The organism is Gemmatimonadaceae bacterium (genome assembly GCA_020846935.1).
In the GTDB taxonomy this organism is placed as follows: domain Bacteria; phylum Gemmatimonadota; class Gemmatimonadetes; order Gemmatimonadales; family Gemmatimonadaceae; genus RBC101.
Genome location: JADLCY010000001.1, coordinates 23,890 through 40,550 on the forward strand (window position 1 = coordinate 23,890; position 16,661 = coordinate 40,550).

Genomic DNA, 16,661 nt, shown 5'->3' on the forward strand with positions numbered 1-16,661 from the left:
ATGATCAAGCTCATCATCTTTGCCGTCCTCGGTCTGGCTGTCGGTCTCGGCGGCGGCGCCGCGGCGTCGGTCATGAAGGCGCGCAAGGCGTTCGGTGCATGGGAGGCCGCCCGCGCACAAGTCGTCGCCGACTCCATCCTGAAGGCCGCCGAACACGAGGCGAGCGATGTCGTCGTCACCGCGGGTCACGGTGACTCTGCAGCGACGGACAGCGCGGGCTCTCACGCGGCAGCGCCGGCGCCTTCACCAGCGCCTGAGCCATCCTCAAAGACGAAGCACGCCGCTCCGTCCGCGCCGGCGTCGCATGCACCCGAGCCCTCGGCCAGGACTCCGACCTCCAAGGCCGTCGAGACGGTGGTCTCCGGTGGCGCGACCGCGCGTCCAAAGCCGATTCCCGTTCCCCCAGGGCCCGTCGACGTTGCTGCGAACGTGTTGACCGAGAAGGTGTCGCGGATCTTTGGTGCGATGCCGGCCAAGGACGCAGCGCGGGTCCTCGAACAACTCGAAGACGCCGACGTGAAGGCGATTCTCACCGGACTCTCGGACAAGCAGGCGGCAGGCATCATGCAGCACCTGCCAGCCAACCGGGCGGCCGCGATCAGCAAGCTCGTCCTGCGCGGAGGTGCCAGGTGACGATGCCCATCGTTCCACAGATCGTGACGCCCGAGACGGCGTCACACGACAACGCGTCGCCGTCGTCCACCGATCCCAGCACGGCCGCGACCGAGTTCCGTGCGGCGCTGGCCACGGCACTCGGTGAGCCGCGCGCGACGGGCCGCCGTCAACGCTCGGCCAAGGCCGCAGAAGGCGGAGAGGAAGGCCGTCGCTCGTCAGGCAGGGCCGCGCCTCCGGGCTCGCGATCGCTGAGCGCCACGCCCTCCGCTGCGGGGAGCCCAGCGGAGTCCGGCGCGCGGGATGCGCTCGCGATGGCGCAGGGCAGCATGACACCCCTGCCTGCCGCTGCGTCCGATCGACCTGGTCTCGCGGCCGAGGGATCGGGCGCCGAACCGGGGATCGTGAACGCTGATACCGGCGGTGTGCGGCACGCAGGGCGCCAGACGGTGCGCGAGCGCGCCGCATCACTCGCCGAAGAGGGCGGGTCGTCATCCGAAGTTCGGGTTGCTGGCGACGCCGAGTCCGCCGAGCCCGCGCCGGGCGTGCCGGAATTCAGTCCGATCGATCTCCTGACCTTCCTTGTACCGGGCGCTGCGGTCGCACCTGCCAACAGGAGGTCTGCAGCCGGAGGCGCGCATGACGCGCTCGACTCCGGTGGGGCGGCGAGCATCGAGGGAGACGCGGGAGCCGGTGAGCCGACACGTGTGACGTCGGCGCGCGACGTCACGCCGGCGCCAACGCCAACGGTCGGCTCGCCCCTCGATCCGCGACGCATTCCCTCGATCGGTGCGTTGCTGCCGGAAGCTGGCGAGGTGCGCGAACCCACACGCGGCGAGCATCGACTGCTCCCTGAGTTCGGCGATCGACTGGGCCGCGTGATCGAGCGGATGCAGCGCGAGTTCGGGTACACGATCGAAGTCGTGGAGACCGTGCGCACGCAGGAGCGCCAGGACGCGCTCTTTGCCCAGGGCCGCACGCGCCCCGGGCCCGTCGTCACGTGGACGCGCAGCTCCAATCACACACAGGGACTCGCGGCCGACGTGACGGTGAATGGCGGATGGACCGATCGTGCGGGCTTCGAGCGTCTTGCGCGCATTGCGCGCGAAGAAGGGCTGCGCACGCTGTGGCCTCGCGATCCGGGGCACATCGAGCTGGTCACGCCGGCGACGGGTGATGAACGCGTCGCACACACGGGCGTGGCGCGAACACGGGGCGCGCGCGGCGAAGCGCTCATGGTGCCGCGGCCCGCGTCGCCCGTCGCCGCAGAAGTCGTGGCCGTGCCCGCATCGACCGACGGCGCTGTGATCCTCCCGCACGCGCCGCACGACGAAGGCGAGGCGCGCATCCTGCCGTTCACGCCACCTCGTGCGGTCGAGCCTCGGCATGGGCGTGACTCGCAGCCTGCGGCCGGGTCATCGCCGGAAGGCGGCCCCCGACTCGCCACGGTGGCGCGCGTGGCCGACGTCGCACGCGTGGCGGAAGTCGCACGTGTGGCCGAGGTGACGCGCGTCGCGGCCAGCGCCGGGGCGACCGCGCCCGTCGTCGACGCCGCGGCTCCGACGCCCCCGCACGAGCGTCGCACTGTCGCCGCGGCCACGAATACTCCAGCGATTGAAAGCAGCTCGGCTGGCAGGGTGGCGCCGTCGATCGAGCCGGTGATGGCTGGCGCCGGACGCGAGCCTGGGCGAGGCGGCGCGGACAGGGAGCGGCGCGACGGTCGCGAGGGACAGCGCGCGGCGATCGATGCCATTCGCGAGGCTGACTCGGCGCTGCTGCGCGCCGCGATGGGAGGGGAGACAACCGGGGACCGCCGCGGCAGTGAGGCCACCGCACCGGTGGCCGGCATGGAACGGACGGACGCGGCCGAGCGCATTGCGCGCGTGCTGCGCGTGCAGGAGTCGATGGCGGAGCGGCCGATGTCGTCGGTGCTCCTGCGGCTCGACCATCCGGAAGGCGGCGAAGACCGCATCCGGGTGGACCTGCGCGGCTCGACGGTGGGTGCGACGCTCGACATCCGGGATGCGGCAGCCGCCGACAACCTGCGTGCGCATGCCTCGGAACTGCAGGCGCAGCTGGGACGGCATGGACTGGACGGGGAGGCGATCGCGGTCCGCACGATGACGCGTGGCAGTGAGTCCGCGCTCAACGTGGCGGGCGCCGCGGCCGCCGAGCGCGAAGGGATTCGTGCGGGGCAATCAGGGAACACGGGCAACAGTGGCACGAACCAGGGGTCGCGTGACCCCCGCGCCCCGTGGCGCGAGGACGCGCAGTCCCGACAGGACCAACCGCCGTCGCGCCAGAAGCGCGACCAGAGGGGGCAACGCTGATGACCAGTCCGGTGAACTCCACCTCGCTCGCAGGGCAGCTCGTCAACCAGGCGAATGCCGGCGGGCCCGCAGGTGGCAAGATGGGGAAGAACGAGTTCCTCAAGCTGCTCACGACGCAGCTGCGTTACCAGGATCCGCTGGACCCGATGGACGGCAAGGACATGGCGGCCGACCTCGCCCAGTTCTCCGGCCTGGAGCAGCTGCTGAACATCAACGAGCAGCTGGAGGCGCAGCAGGGGCAGTATGACGCGCTCGCCCTGACCGTCGCCAACGGGCAGGCGATGAACACGATCGGCAAGACGGTGATGGTGGCCGGGGACAAGGTGCTGCTCGCGAAGGACGCGAACGGCGACATGGTGGGGTCGGTGACGGCGGACATCACCACGCAGGGCAACGCGACGCTGAAGTTGTATGACAAGTCCGGCAAGGAGGTCGGATCGCGGTCGTTAGGCTACCTGGGGACTGGACAGCAGACCTTCGACATCGGCGCGGCCGCGGCGAAGGTGGGCGTGGAAGGCGCCTATGCGTACAGGATCACGGTGGTCGACGCGGCCAGCGGCAAGGACGTGCCGCAGAAGACGTACACCGTCGGGAAGATCGACGGCATCTCCTACGGCGAGGACGGCAAGGCGGCGCTGACGATGGGCCCGCTCACGATCGAGTTCGCAGCGATCGTCCGCATCCTCTCCACCTGACCTCCACTCCAGCACGAGGACTTTTCACCCATGATGCGATCGCTGTTCTCCGGTGTGTCCGGACTGCGCAACCACCAGGTGCGCATGGACGTCATCGGCAACAACATCTCCAACGTCAACACCGTCGCCTTCAAGTCGGGGCGCGTGACGTTCAAGGAAGGCTTTACCCAGTTGCTGCAGGGCGCCTCGCGCCCGCCCGGTGACCTGGGCGGCATCAACCCGATCCAGGTCGGACTCGGCATGCAGATCGGATCGGTGGACATGATGTTCAACCAGGGCAACCTGGAAACCACCGGCCTGGCGACCGACCTCGCGATCCAGGGCGACGCCTTCTTCGTGGTGAAGAAGGGCACGCAGAACTACTACACGCGCTCGGGCAACTTCCAGCTCGACGCGAGCGGCAATCTCGTGTCGCCGACCAACGGGTTCGTGGTGCAGGGCAAGATGGCAGACAACGGGGTCTTCCTCGACGGGATCCGCGACATCGTGCTCCCCGTGGGGCAGAAGACGGCGGCCAAGGCCACCACCTCGACGTCGCTCGCCGGCAACCTCAACGCGGCCGCGCCGGTGTTCACCGGCACGTTCGACGCCGTGGGTCGTGCGGACCCGCAGAACAAGAACTCCTGGACCGAAACGGCGATCACGATCTATGACTCGCTCGGCAACCAGCACGACCTCAAGCTGCAGTTCTGGAAGACGGCGGCCGACACGTGGTCGTGGCAGGTGGATGGCACCAACCTCCCCACCGGTTTCACGCCGCCGAACAGCACGCCGCAGACGCTGACCTTCGGCACCACCGGCCTGCTCACGACCGTGGCGCCGACCGACCCGCCGCTGATCACGTTCCAGCCGCCGGGCGCGGACCTCGTCTCGGTGACGCTCGACCTCGGCGGTGGCGGTGTGAACGGCATCACGTCGTTTGCCGGCACCAGCACCGCCGTGCTCAAGGACCAGAACGGCTACGAAGCGGGCCAGCTCGAGAACTTCTCGATCGACCGCACGGGCCTCATCACCGGTTCGTTCACGAACGGCACGAACGTCACGCTCGCGCAGATAGTGCTCGCCGACTTCAACAACCCCGGCGGCCTGCTCCGCGTCGGTGACAACATGTACGGCGTGTCGGGCAACTCGGGCGGCGCGGTGCTGGGTTACGCGCTGGAAGGCATCCAGTCGACGCTCACCAGCGGCGCGCTCGAAATGTCGAACGTCGACCTCGCCCAGGAGTTCACGAACATGATCGTGACGCAGCGTGGCTTCCAGGCCAACAGCCGCGTGATCACGAACTCCGACGAGATGCTGCAGGAGCTGGTGAACCTGAAGCGGTAACGGGTGACCGGTGGATGGTGAGCCGTGCCTGAGGCTCGTCACTCACCGGTTGACTGTCGCCTCGCCTGCCTGACGAATCGTCCGCCTCCCTCGGGGGCGGACGATTCGTGCGATGAAGAGCCTGCACCCCCAGCGCACCTCCCGCGAATGCCGCGGCGCTCCCTTCGCGCCCCCGGAGCGCACTGGATCTGTTGCGGTTCCGCGCCGGCCTCTGGACGGCGGCCACTCGGCGGAGCGATCATCACCGCGTGCACGACCCGCTCCTCCCACGCTCCCCATCGCGGGAGGAGTGGCTCACGCTCGAGCCATTCCTCGACGAGGCCATGGGACGACCGTGGACGGAAGCGCGCGAGATCCTGCGTGCGCCCGCCAACGGAGATGCCGCACTGCTCGCCTGGCTCGAGCGGTTCATCGCCGGCGCCGCCAACGACGCCTTGCCGATCGAGCTCTCCCCTGCCCTCGTGGCCGACGCGCTCGCCGGCGACGATCGCGCGACCACGCTCGACACGCGGGTGGGTGCGTGGCGCCTCGTGCGTGAACTGGGACGCGGCGGCATGGGCGCCGTGTTCCTCGCCGAGCGCTCGGACGGACAGTTCGAGCAGCAAGTTGCGATCAAGGTCGTGCATCGCGGCCTGGCCGCCGCCGAGGCGCGGCAGCGCTTCCTGCGCGAGCGGCAGATCCTGGCGCGCCTCGATCACCCCAACATCGCGCACCTCGTGGACGGCGGCCTCACCGACGACGGCGAGCCGTGGTTCGCGATGGAGTACATCGACGGCGCGCCGCTCGACACCTGGTGCGACGATCGCCGCGCCGACGTCACGCAACGCCTTCAGCTCTTTCTTGCCGTGTGCGACGCGGTGCAGTTCGCGCACCAGAAGCTGGTGATCCATCGCGACCTCAAGCCGTCGAACATCTTTGTCACGTCGGCCGGGCAGGTCAAGCTGCTGGACTTCGGCATCGCGCGGCTGACCGAGGGCGAAGACGACGGTGTCACGCGCACGGGCTTGCGCGCGTTCACCCCGGAGTACGCCGCACCGGAACAGTGGCGTGGCGAGCCGGTGACGACGTCGAGCGATGTGTACTCGCTGGGCGTGGTGCTGTACGAACTGCTCAGTGGCGCACGACCGCACCAGCTGCGAGGCCGACCGGAGACCGACTGGCCGCGCATCGTGCTCGAGGGAGCCATCACGCCACCGTCGAGAGCCGTGACGCCAACCGGCGCCGTCGCACGCGCGCTGTCCGTGGAGGGACTCGCGCGCCGGCTGCGCGACGACCTCGAGACGATCGTGCTGGCGGCGCTGCGCACCGAGGGAAGCCGCCGGTATCGCACGGTGGAGCAGCTGGCCGACGATGTGCGCCGGCACCTCGCCGGCCATCCCATCAGCGCGCGACCCGACACATGGCGGTATCGCACCGGCAAGTTTCTCCGACGCAATACCGTGGCGGCGACGGCGGCAGCGCTGGTCACGCTGAGCGTCATCGGTGGCAGCGCCGGCATCGTGTGGCAGTCGCGTCGTGTGGCACAGAGCGCCGCGCGTGCCACCGCGGCGCGCCAGTTCCTCGCGGGCGTGTTTCAGGAGTCCGACCCCTCCAACGCACGCGGCGACAGCCTCACGGCCGGCGAGATGCTCGACCGCGCCACGGCGCGCCTCGACGCCCGATTCGCCGACCAGCCCGACACGAGATTCGACCTGCTGCTCGCGCTCGGGGAGATCTATCGCAACCTGGGTCGCTTGCCGACGGCCGACACGCTGCTGCAGCGAGCCGTCCTGCTGGCCGACAGTGTCGACGACGGCGCGGACGACGCCCGCGCGCGAGCCCTCGTCATGCACGCGACCGTGCGCCTCGCGCTGGGCGAACTGCCGTCCGCGGATTCCCTCGCCAGACGCGGCATTGCGGTGCTGCGCTCGTCAGGCGCGCGTGACACGGCGGTCGCCCAGGCCTGGAACATCCTCGGCAGCATCCAGCGGCTCGCCTTCAACTATCCCTCCGCAGACTCGGCGTTTCGCGAAGCGATCGCCCTCGCCGAACGTGGACACGCCGACTCGGCGGTTTTGTCGACGTTCTGGAACGACTACGGCGTCCTGCTCATCGATGCCGGACATTATCGGAGTGCCGACACCGCCATTCGCAGGGCGACCGCGTTCGAGAGCGCCCGGGTACCGGCCAACGATCCCGGGCACGTCGTGATGGTGATGAACCAGGGACTGATCCTCGACGCGCTGGGCCTGAAGGACTCGGCCGCCGTCATTCAGCGTGAGGTTCTGCGGCTCCAGCGCATGACCTATCCCGATGGCCACGAGCGTGTCGCCGAGGCGATGAACCTGGTGGCCTTCAACCTCATGGACCACGGCGAGTTCGCCGCGGCCGACTCGATGTTCCGCGCGACCATCGAAATGCTCACGCGACTCCGGGGTCCGGACTACGTCCCCGTGCTGATCGGGCGGAACAACCTGGCGCGCACGCACCTCCTCGCGGGATACGCTGGCCGAGCCGAGGTCGAGTTCCGGCAGATCCACCGTGATGCACGCCGAGTGTTGGGCGACGAGCATGGATACGTATCGCAGCCGCTGCACTGGCTCGGGCGCGCCCTGCTCGCGCAGGGGCGCACGCAGGAAGCGAAGCGCATGCTCGACTCGGCGCTGCACGTGGCGCGGCGCTCGTTGCCGCCGGAGCACGAACGCTTCGCGGACCTCCTCGCCGCGCTCGCAGCCGCGGCACTGGCGCTCGGTGAAAAGGCGGAAGCGGACTCCATGGCGAAGGTGGCGCTGGCCCATCGGGAGGCGCACCTGGGGCGTGCATCGGTCGAAGCAACGGAGCCCCTGCTGATCATGGCGCGCGTGCGTGCCGCGCTGGGCCAGCGCGCGGCCGCCGACTCAATGTATGTGGAAGCGCTGGCGACGCTGGAGTCGAAGCCCTGGGTCGCGTGGCGCGCTGCGCCGGTCCGCCGCGAGTTCGACGCCTGGCGCGCGAAACGTTAGGCGCCCAGCTCGGCGGCGAGCCAGCCCCGGGCCCTGAGCCAATCGCGCCGGACGGTGCGCTCCGACGTGCCTAACGCCATCGCCGTTTCGAGGTCGGTCATGCCGCCGAAGAACCGGCACTCGACGACCTGGACGAGCCGCGGGTCGATCGCCGAGAGGCGCGTGAGGGCGTCGTCGAGCGGGAGCAGATCGTCTGCGGCGTCGCCGGCCGGGAGCCCGAGCGCGTCGTCGAGCGTGACGCGCCGTCGCAGACCCCCGCGCTTGTCGGCCTTGCGGGCGCGGGCGTAGTCCAGGAGCACACGACGCATGGCCACCGAGGCCGCCGCCAGGAACCGCGCCCGGTTCTCCTCGGGCAGCTCCGGCACGTTCACGAGCCGCAGGTACGCCTCGTGGACCAGGGCCGTGGTGGAGAGCGTGTGCCCCGCCTGCTCGTTGCGCAGATGCCGCCGGGCGATCTCGCGCAGCTGGTCGTAGACCAGGGGGACGAGCCGCTCGACGACCGGCGCGGAGGGATCCGTGGAGAGAACGAGCGCGGTGATGTCCTGCACGGGGGCGGGAAGGTCGGTGGACGGCAGAATGACCGAGCCGTGGGGAGACGTCGTCCGCTGTGCGATGCACGTCGCGGGCCAGCTGATCCCTGTGGCCGGATTCTCGGGTCGATCACGCCTTCGGGGAAGGCCCGCCAGGCGCATTCGGAGGTGCGTTGGCCGGGTTGCCGCACCGATTTCGCCTCTCCTTTGGACCATCGAACCCGGAGCTCTGATGTACGCCGTGACCCTGCTGGCGTCGACGCTTGCCGCGACGCACACCGTGATGCCGAGAGAATGCGCCGCCTGCGGCGTTTACGCGGGACCCAACGCGCATCACGTCATCGATCCCTACCTCCGGCGCGCGGACATCTGGCCGGAGTTCGAGGGCGCCACCTGCCAGTTCGAAGTCGCGCGCGGCGCGTTCGTGAAGCTGTCGCCGGCTGCGTGCACGAGTGAAGCGCGCTATCGGGCCGGACGCGCCCTGATCGCCGGGAGGGTCTGAGCCATGCGGCAGCTTGCTCGATCTTCGGCGATCGTCGCTGTTGGCCTTCTCGGCGCCTGTTCACTCGATACGGTTGCGGCGCCGAGCCGCGCGTTGGTTCCCATGGACGCCAATGCCGACGTGAGCGCCGCGGCCACCACATGGGAAGTGAACCTGCTGCCTCTGCTTCCCGGCGGCACGTGGTCGCACGCGACGGCGATCAATGAGGGCGGCGTGGTGGTCGGCTATGGCAACGTGGCCGGCGGCGCGGTTCACGCGTTCAGGTATGCGAACGGTGTGCTCACGGATATCGGGACGCAGGCAGGGTATCGGAACACCCGCGCGCACGGCATCAACAAGAACGGTTCGATCGTCGGTGTGGCCACACTCACCAAGCGCGGGCGCGTGAACACCGCCGTGATGTGGGACGCAGCTGGCGTCGTTGGTCCGCTGCCAGGGACGGACACGGTGGGTGCATCCGTCGCCTACGCCATCAACGACGGGAACACGGTGGTCGGGTCGTTCCGGAACGCCCGCGGCGACCGCCATGCATCGCGCTGGGCCAAGGGCAAGCTCGAGGATCTGAACCCGTGGTTCCAACCCGGTCTGCACAGCGACGCGCGCGCGATCAACAACGCGGGCGTGATCGTCGGGTTCGGGGACTTCCACACGACGTTCTCGCTGTACTCCGGGGCGCGATGGGACGCCGCCAAGACCTTCACGCCGATCTATCCGCTCAACAACGGTGTGATCTACGCGGACTCGAACCGGGTTTACGACATCAACAACAACGGCGACTGGATCGGCTGGAGCAGCTATCCAACCAACGCGGTGCCGTCGACGATTCACAGCTCACTCCAGCCAGAGTACCTGAGCGGGATGGTGGGTGCGCACGAGGTCGCGCTGAGTGACAAGGGCCGCATGGTGGCCACGACGCTGCTCAATTCGCGAAAGCGCGCCGTCACGAGCACCTGGTACGTCGGCGGACCGACGAGTCCCGACCGGTTGCCGCTGCTGCCACAGTTCTCGGTCAGCCAGGCGACGGACGTGAACACGTGTGGTCGCGTGGTTGGCATCATGCAGCCGGCGAACCAGCCAGCAGCCCGCCGGGCGGTGGTGTGGGCTCGTTATGTGGTGGTTCGCGGGGTCAGGCGCTACCCGTGCGACTAGGCTCCCACTCGGTTCGAGATCACGCGGCGCTTCTCCACGCGGGTCCGCGGCTTCGTGGTCGCGTGAGGGAAGTGGTCGGTCGACGCGTGGCCATCACCAGACCTGCGGCATCCGTTCAACCACAGCTCAACATGCTTACACCACTTCTACTGACATCGGCGCTCGATGATGACACACACCGCGAGGCCAGGCACATGATCACGACTGGATTGGCTGTCTTAGCCCTCCACCTCACACACACCGCGAAGCCGCGCACTTGCGCATGGTGCGGCGTCTATGCCGGGCCGAACGTGAGCCGCGTGCTCGATGCGTACCTGCTCAAGCCGGACATCTGGCCAGAGTTCTCGGCGCCGACGTGCCAGTTCGAGGTCGCGCACGGGGTGTTCGTGACCCTCTCGCGCGCGGCGTGTGCGAGCGAAGCCAGGTATCGGGCAGGGCGCGCCGTCGCACGACGGGGCTGAACGGCCAGGAGCTGGCCCGCTCAACGTTGCTCTCGGTGGGTGGGACCACCGGGCGCGGCAAGCCCTGACCCCCCGCGCCAGGGGGCCGCGGTCGCCTCACCAGATCCCGCGCCTAACACCCCGGGTCCCAGATCGCGGGTTGTGCCGTGTAGGGATGCCCCGGGAAGCCCCACGCCGTGCCGACCACGACCCCGCACGTGTTGATTCCGTACCCGTAGGTCGCCCGCCATGCAAAGCCGAACACCACGGTGGGCAGCGGAAGGAACGTCACATTGCCTCCGCGATCGGCCACGAAGGCGCCCGTGTTCTGCGGCCAGCCCGTCGACGCCGCCACGGCGTCCCCCGTCGCCACCCCGCGCGCGTTCACGCCCCAGGCCATCGATGACGCGCCCGTGAGAAAGAAGCCAGCGTGATCCGGATTGCCAAACGATGCCGTGCTTCCCGTGCTGCCAACGATGCCGAAGCCGGAGTCGATGTCGTTGCCAAAGATCCCGCCGTTGACCGCGCGTGGCGTCCACCCGCTCCCGTTCCACTGCCAGACGACCGACTGCCACCCGGCGGGCCCATCCGACGTGCCAAGGATGATCCAGTCGGCGTTGATGGCGACGGCGCTCGTGTTCCGCCCGCCGGGCAGCGGCGGCAGGAACCATAGCGGTTTGCCGGTCACCCCGCTGACATCCCACGCATACGCATAGCTGCGACCCCGGCGTTCGATCTGGCCGACGGCGATCCCGGCGTCGTTGATTTCGTGTGCGACGCCGACGTGCGGCAAAAGGATCGGGTTCAGTCCGACGCGAGGCCAATAGGCTGGTCGGGCCACTGGTGCGGCCACGGATCCAAAGATGACCGAGCCGACGATGCCACCTCGGCCGTTCACGCCGTTGGCGCGCGAGGCGTAGCCCGGCGCCGTCGTCAGCTGAACCACGGTGCCGTGCAGCGGCATCGCGATTGCGGTGTCGTTCATGAAGCCGACGATCAGGTTCGCGTCGCTGATATCGCTGAAGTAGCCCTCACCCGCGATCGTGATCGGCTTGTATTGACCTGCTGGGTACACGCTGCTCGCCGTCGTCGCCTCGGAGATCACTCTCGGGGGTGGCGCCGTCGCGGCGTCGGGCCGGCAAGCGCCCATGAGGAGTACCAGTACTGGCCCGATCGCCCGCTGCTGTCCCATGCGTCACTCCTGTTGTTGCCTTCCTGCTCAACGGACGCACGGGTCGATGTTTCTCAGCGGGTGGCGCGCCAGGTGGTTTCGCTCGAGCATGCCGCCCGGGTGAGCGTGACGAACGATCCGCGCGCCACCTCGAACTGGCAGGTCGCGGGGTCGAACTCGGGCCAGATGTCGGGCCGGCGCAGGTAGGGGTCGATCACGCGCGTGACGTTGGGACCGGAGTACACTCCGCAATGGGGGCAATCGCGTGGGCGAAGTGGGGGTGCGGCCACGGTGGTGGACACGAAGAGCACGACGGCGAACATCAGGCCTCCGGGTGGGGTTGCTGGAGAGGCGCGCTCTGACGTGCGTTCCGGCCACGTCGAGCCGTGCGTCCGCGCTACACGGCCTGCGAAAGAGCCGCGCGCCGCCGTTTGGCCCAGGTCGTCAGCCTCTGAACGACACGCCGGTCGGACGCCACCAGTCACCAAGGATGCCACTCCCTCCGCCACCGCCGCACCTGTGGATGTGTTGAGTCGGTGAGCGGCGACACGGCCGGTGCGACGTGGCGACCGGACGTGCACGCTCATCGTGACTTGCGTGTTCTCGCCCGATGCGGATGAAACTCCGCTGCGCGATGGTGTCGTAGTCCGCTGATGTCGACCTGTGCCCTTCTGCCGATGCCCGTCTCATCATTGCCCACCCGTGCGCTCCGCATCACGGGTGCGCTGCTCTTCCTCGCCATCGCCCTGCCCGCCACGGCCCAGGCCCAGGCCACCGTTCAGCTGTCGGGCTACATCCGACACGCCGAAAGCCGCGACGTGGTGCGCTATGCCATCCTTGCCGCAGACGGGGACAGCGCCCGCGGACAAAGCAACACGGACGGATTCTACTTCCTGAACCTGACACCCGGCGAGCACCGCATTCGCGTGCGCGCGGTGGGCTTTGCCCCTCTCGACACCAGCATCACGCTCACCGCCTCGTCCACGCGGGACTTCTTCCTCGTGCCGCGCGTCGTCGAACTGCAGCGCGTGCAGGTGGCCGCCGACGAGCAGAAGTCGGATATCGATCCAACGACCGCCGAGATGAGCGTCGCGCGGCTCGACCTGCAGACGATTCGCCAGGCTCCCGCCGCCCTGGGAGAGGTGGACCCGCTGCGCAGCATCACGCTCCTGCCCGGCGTGTCACGATCGAGCGACTTCTCGACGGCCTTCAGCGTGCGCGGCGGCAGCAGCGACCAGAACCTGATCCTCCTCGACGAAGCGACGATCTACAACCCGGCGCACGTGCTCGGCTTCCTCAGCGTGTTCAATGCCGACGCGGTGGCCGACATGACGCTGCACAAAGGCGCGATCCCACCGCGTTTCGGTGGGCGGTTGTCGTCGGTGCTCGATGCGCGCCAGCGCGAAGGCAACGCCTCCGACTTCGGCGGAACGGCGTCCATCGGACTCCTCTCGAGCCGGCTCCTGCTCGAAGGCCCCCTCAAGGGCACCCGGGGCTCGTTCCTGATCGCCGCCCGCCGCTCCTACGCCGACGTCTTTCTCAAGCTGTCGCCGGACAGCTCGGTGCGCGACACCAGGGCCTGGTTCTACGACCTCAACGCCAAGGCCAATGTACCGTTAGGCAGCACGGGCACGCTGATGGCCTCGGGCTACGCCGGCCGCGACCTGCTCAGCCCGTCGAAAGACTTTGCCGCCGGCTGGGGCAACGTGTCCGGCACGCTGCGCTGGAATCAGATTTTCCGCTCCCGCCTCTTCTCCAAAGCGTCCTACACACTCGGGAGCTACGACTACCTGCTGGGGTTCACGTTCCTCGACTCTCGGGTGGACTGGACGTCGCGCATCACGAGTCAGGAACTGCGGCTCGAGGAGTCCTGGCACTTTTCCGAACGGAACATCCTGGAGTTTGGCTTCGAGGGCGCCACGCATGCCATGCGTCCCGGCGACCTTGTGCCCCGCGACACCTCGGCGGTGCAGGCCGTTCGCGTCACCACGCGGCACGGACGATCGGGCGCCGTCTACCTGGGGCACGTGGTCGACATCGGACCGAGCGTCACGCTCGCCTACGGCACCCGATACTCCCATTTCGCGCGCGTGGGCCCCGGCACGACCTATCGGTATCCCGGTGACAAGCCGGTCGTGTGGAACGATGCGCTGCATCGCTACGAGCCGGTTCTCCCGATCGACAGCACTCGCACGTCGTCTGGCGTCATAGCCGATGCCGGCGGCCTGGAGCCTCGGGTGTCGCTACGCGTTGGGATCACGCCCGTCACGTCGATCAAGGCCAGCTACGCGCGCACCCGCCAGTACCTCCTGCTGGCCACGCGCACCAACGCGCCAACACCGCTCGACGCGTGGGAGCCCATGGGTCCCTACACTCGCCCGCAGCGCGCCGACCAGGTGGCGCTCGGGTACCAGGCGACCTTGCGCGACGGCGGCTACGAGTTTTCCGCCGAGTCGTACTTCAAGCGGTCGTACAACGTGCTGGACTTCGTGGAGGGGTCCGACCCCATCCTGAACCCGCAGATCGAGACGGTGCTGCTGCAGGGAGTTGGACGGGCCTATGGGCTCGAACTGTTCCTGCGCAAGCAGGTCGGCGACCTTACGGGATGGGTGTCGTACGCGCTGAGCCGCGCCGAGACCCGGTTCAGGGCCGGCCAGGACGCCGGCATCAACGATGGTGCATGGCTGCGTGCGCCCACCGACAAGCTCCACGACCTCGCGATCGTTGCCGTGCGACCCGTGTGGAAGCGCTGGACCCTCGGCAGCACGTTCACACTCGCCAGCGGGCTGCCGGCGACGTATCCGGTCTCGCGCTACGTGGTGGACGGGTACGTCATCCCCGACTACGGGCCACGCAACAGTGCGCGCTTGCCCATGTACCATCGCCTCGACCTGAGCCTCACGCGCTCGGGCCGTCGCAACGAGCTGCAGTTCGGCGTGTTCAACGCGTACAACCGGTTCAACGCACAGAGCATGACGTTCCGCCAGGCCGAGTCCGATCCGCTCCGCACGGAGGCCGTGCAGTTCTCGGTGTTCGGCATCGTGCCGAGCATCTCGTACACTTTCAAGTTTTAGGGTCCCGGCATGAAGCGACTTCTCCTGGCCCTGGTGCCCGCGCTGACGGCGTGCGAACGGGTGGTGGACGTCGACGTGGATGAGGGTCCGCGTCGCCTGGTGGTCGAGGCACGGCTCGAGCGTATTCTCGGCAATGTGACGGGTCAGCAGGCGATCCGCCTGAGCACCACGGGTTCGTACTTCTCGGGAACGCTGCCGCCGGCGGCCACCGGCGCAACCGTGAGGGTGACCGACGACCGAGGCCAAACCACGACGTTCAGCGAGTCGAACGTACCGGGCACGTACCAAACGAGCGCTCTCGTCGTCACGCGCGATCGCATGTACACGCTGCGCATCAACTGGGAGGGGCAGCGGTACGAGGGCGTGGAACGCACGATGACCGTGAGTGTGATCGACTCCCTGTACTTCGCGGCACCCAAACCGGGTCGCTTCTCCGGCGAAGACGGCGTGCGTGCGACGATCGACACGCGCGATCCGGCGGGCGAGAAGAACTTCTACCTCTGGGACCAGTTCGTGGACGGCCGCCGGATGCTTGGCCCCGACTCGACGTTCAAGATGCGCATCATCGCGCCGGACGACGCGGTCGATGGAAAGCCGGTGCTCGGTTTTCAGCCGTTCGAAGGCATCGGCATCGCGGTGGGCTCGAGCGTCCTCGTGCGCCAGGTGGGTATCTCGGAGGCCACCTATCGATACTACTTCGCCTTGTCCGACCAGGTTGGCGCGGACGGATCGGCGTTCTCGGTTCCCCCGGCGAGCGTTCGCGGCAATGTCGCCAACCTGACAAACCCTCTGCAACCGGCGCTGGGATACTTCTACGTCAGCGAGGTGGCCGAGGCGCGGGGGGTGCGGGCGCGTTGATCGTCGCGGTGGCAGCGCCCTGAATCGTGTCGAACGGCGTCGCGATGACCCGCGGTAGGCGCACCGTGGGTACGCTGTCGATCTGCATTGCACGCGCTCGTGCCGAGAACGCTTCGCCATTGGACGAGGCGGAGCGTATGGTGCGGTCCCGCGTCCAGGCGGCCGGCTGACCGGCAATCGCGTCCCCATCGACCTCGGCAATTCGTGCCGCCGCGCCGCCGTTGCCGGGTGGCTCCCCGCGCCATGGGAACCGCCTAACGGCCCCGCAACCCGCTGTGACTCCGTGCGTTAGGTCGCACACCGCACCCTCGCGACCTCCCCCAACGACATGGCCCGCGGCCTGCCTTTCCCATGACCGGGCGAATTGCGCCCAGCTCACCCGGTCTGGCCCACCATGTCCGACGCACCAGAAGCAGCACCCGAAGCCACCGACGTCCCCAAGGCGAAGAAGCCGCCCAAAGGCGCCGTCCTGATCGGCGCCCTCGTCGGCGGCCTGGTCATCGGCGTCGCCGGCGGCCTCTTCGCCGTTGGTCCGATGGTCGCGAAAAGCTCCGGCTACGTCGTCACCGCCGACACCACGCACGCAGAAGGCGAAGGTGAAGCCGCCGACGGTGAACACGGCGCAGCGGCCGCCGCAGGGGAACACGCGCCGGAAGGCGAAGGCGGCGGCGGAGCGCCCAACCTGCACCTGATCGACAACCTCGTGCTCAACCCGGCGGGCTCGAACGGCACCCGCTTCCTCATGATCGCGGCCGCGATCGAGTTCAAGGATGCGGCGCTGGTCGAGTCGTTCAAGAGTCGCGACGCCGAAGTGCGCGACATCGTGCTGCGCGTGATGGGCGCCAAGTCGGTGGATCAGCTCTCCGACATGTCGATGCGCGACTCCCTGCGTCGCGAACTCGCCGACTCGCTCACGAACCTCGTGCCCAAGGCGCAGCGCAAGCAGGCGATCCGCAGCGTGTTCTTCCCGCAGTTCGTCATCCAGTAAGGCGC

14 protein-coding genes are annotated in these 16,661 nt (G+C 68.6%); 11 read left to right on the top strand and 3 right to left on the bottom strand.

The genetic code is table 11. The features are described 5' to 3' along the window. From IT361_00155 to IT361_00175, 5 genes are all read left to right on the top strand, one after another. Positions 1-633: a hypothetical protein gene (locus tag IT361_00155; GenBank protein ID MCC6316068.1), complete on the top strand. Its 633-nt coding sequence runs from the start codon at positions 1-3 to the stop codon at positions 631-633. Next, positions 630-2,942 (top strand): hypothetical protein, encoded by a 2,313-nt coding sequence (locus IT361_00160; protein MCC6316069.1) that lies wholly within the window; start codon positions 630-632, stop codon positions 2,940-2,942. The genes IT361_00155 and IT361_00160 overlap by 4 nt, the downstream gene beginning before the upstream one ends. After that, positions 2,942-3,637, top strand: a complete 696-nt coding sequence (locus IT361_00165; GenBank protein MCC6316070.1) for a hypothetical protein — start codon at positions 2,942-2,944, stop codon at positions 3,635-3,637. Before IT361_00160 ends, IT361_00165 begins: the two co-directional genes overlap by 1 nt. Before the next feature lie 30 nt (positions 3,638-3,667). Further along, a complete protein-coding gene (locus tag IT361_00170; protein MCC6316071.1) occupies positions 3,668-4,963 on the top strand; it encodes a flagellar hook protein FlgE in 1,296 nt (431 codons plus the stop codon). Between the two features lie 248 nt (positions 4,964-5,211). Next, positions 5,212-7,944, top strand: a complete 2,733-nt coding sequence (locus tag IT361_00175; GenBank protein MCC6316072.1) for a serine/threonine protein kinase — start codon at positions 5,212-5,214, stop codon at positions 7,942-7,944. On the opposite strand, the gene IT361_00180 is transcribed toward IT361_00175, so the two are convergent. After that, the gene (locus IT361_00180; protein MCC6316073.1) at positions 7,941-8,636 is read right to left on the bottom strand and encodes a sigma-70 family RNA polymerase sigma factor; all 696 of its coding nucleotides are present in this window, start codon (positions 8,634-8,636) and stop codon (positions 7,941-7,943) included. The genes IT361_00175 and IT361_00180 overlap by 4 nt on opposite strands. A gap of 70 nt (positions 8,637-8,706) precedes the next feature. On the opposite strand from IT361_00180, the gene IT361_00185 reads away from it, so the two are divergent. The 3 genes from IT361_00185 to IT361_00195 all read left to right on the top strand — a co-directional run bounded on the left by IT361_00185 (position 8,707) and on the right by IT361_00195 (position 10,586). Next, a complete protein-coding gene (locus IT361_00185) occupies positions 8,707-8,976 on the top strand; it encodes a hypothetical protein (GenBank protein MCC6316074.1) in 270 nt (89 codons plus the stop codon). Positions 8,977-8,979: 3 nt separating this feature from the next. After that, positions 8,980-10,125, top strand: coding sequence for a DUF3466 family protein (locus IT361_00190; protein MCC6316075.1), 1,146 nt, complete (start codon positions 8,980-8,982; stop codon positions 10,123-10,125). A gap of 290 nt (positions 10,126-10,415) precedes the next feature. Then, complete coding sequence (locus IT361_00195; GenBank protein ID MCC6316076.1) at positions 10,416-10,586, top strand: hypothetical protein; 171 nt, start codon at positions 10,416-10,418, stop codon at positions 10,584-10,586. Between the two features lie 112 nt (positions 10,587-10,698). Here the strand turns inward: IT361_00195 and IT361_00200 are convergent, their stop codons facing one another. Continuing rightward, positions 10,699-11,757: a hypothetical protein gene (locus IT361_00200; GenBank protein MCC6316077.1), complete on the bottom strand. Its 1,059-nt coding sequence runs from the start codon at positions 11,755-11,757 to the stop codon at positions 10,699-10,701. A gap of 53 nt (positions 11,758-11,810) precedes the next feature. Beyond that, the gene (locus IT361_00205; protein MCC6316078.1) at positions 11,811-12,059 is read right to left on the bottom strand and encodes a hypothetical protein; all 249 of its coding nucleotides are present in this window, start codon (positions 12,057-12,059) and stop codon (positions 11,811-11,813) included. Positions 12,060-12,413: 354 nt separating this feature from the next. On the opposite strand from IT361_00205, the gene IT361_00210 reads away from it, so the two are divergent. From IT361_00210 to IT361_00220, 3 genes are all read left to right on the top strand, one after another. Then, positions 12,414-14,810 (top strand): TonB-dependent receptor, encoded by a 2,397-nt coding sequence (locus IT361_00210; protein MCC6316079.1) that lies wholly within the window; start codon positions 12,414-12,416, stop codon positions 14,808-14,810. A gap of 9 nt (positions 14,811-14,819) precedes the next feature. Beyond that, positions 14,820-15,668: a DUF4249 domain-containing protein gene (locus IT361_00215; protein ID MCC6316080.1), complete on the top strand. Its 849-nt coding sequence runs from the start codon at positions 14,820-14,822 to the stop codon at positions 15,666-15,668. 394 nt (positions 15,669-16,062) lie between these two features. Further along, positions 16,063-16,656: a flagellar basal body-associated FliL family protein gene (locus tag IT361_00220; GenBank protein MCC6316081.1), complete on the top strand. Its 594-nt coding sequence runs from the start codon at positions 16,063-16,065 to the stop codon at positions 16,654-16,656. The last annotated feature ends 5 nt before the right edge of the window (positions 16,657-16,661 follow it).

Excerpts from the sequence above, each read along its gene's own strand:
- IT361_00155 (MCC6316068.1), top strand. The coding sequence starts at position 1 with ATGATCAAGCTCATCATCTTTGCCGTCCTCGGTCTGGCTGTCGGTCTC.
- IT361_00165 (MCC6316070.1), top strand. The coding sequence starts at position 2,942 with ATGACCAGTCCGGTGAACTCCACCTCGCTCGCAGGGCAGCTCGTCAAC.
- IT361_00170 (MCC6316071.1), top strand. The coding sequence starts at position 3,668 with ATGATGCGATCGCTGTTCTCCGGTGTGTCCGGACTGCGCAACCACCAG.
- IT361_00180 (MCC6316073.1), bottom strand. The coding sequence starts at position 8,636 with ATGCGCCTGGCGGGCCTTCCCCGAAGGCGTGATCGACCCGAGAATCCG.
- IT361_00185 (MCC6316074.1), top strand. The coding sequence starts at position 8,707 with ATGTACGCCGTGACCCTGCTGGCGTCGACGCTTGCCGCGACGCACACC.
- IT361_00190 (MCC6316075.1), top strand. The coding sequence starts at position 8,980 with ATGCGGCAGCTTGCTCGATCTTCGGCGATCGTCGCTGTTGGCCTTCTC.
- IT361_00200 (MCC6316077.1), bottom strand. The coding sequence starts at position 11,757 with ATGGGACAGCAGCGGGCGATCGGGCCAGTACTGGTACTCCTCATGGGC.
- IT361_00205 (MCC6316078.1), bottom strand. The coding sequence starts at position 12,059 with ATGTTCGCCGTCGTGCTCTTCGTGTCCACCACCGTGGCCGCACCCCCA.
- IT361_00210 (MCC6316079.1), top strand. The coding sequence starts at position 12,414 with ATGCCCGTCTCATCATTGCCCACCCGTGCGCTCCGCATCACGGGTGCG.
- IT361_00215 (MCC6316080.1), top strand. The coding sequence starts at position 14,820 with ATGAAGCGACTTCTCCTGGCCCTGGTGCCCGCGCTGACGGCGTGCGAA.
- IT361_00220 (MCC6316081.1), top strand. The coding sequence starts at position 16,063 with ATGTCCGACGCACCAGAAGCAGCACCCGAAGCCACCGACGTCCCCAAG.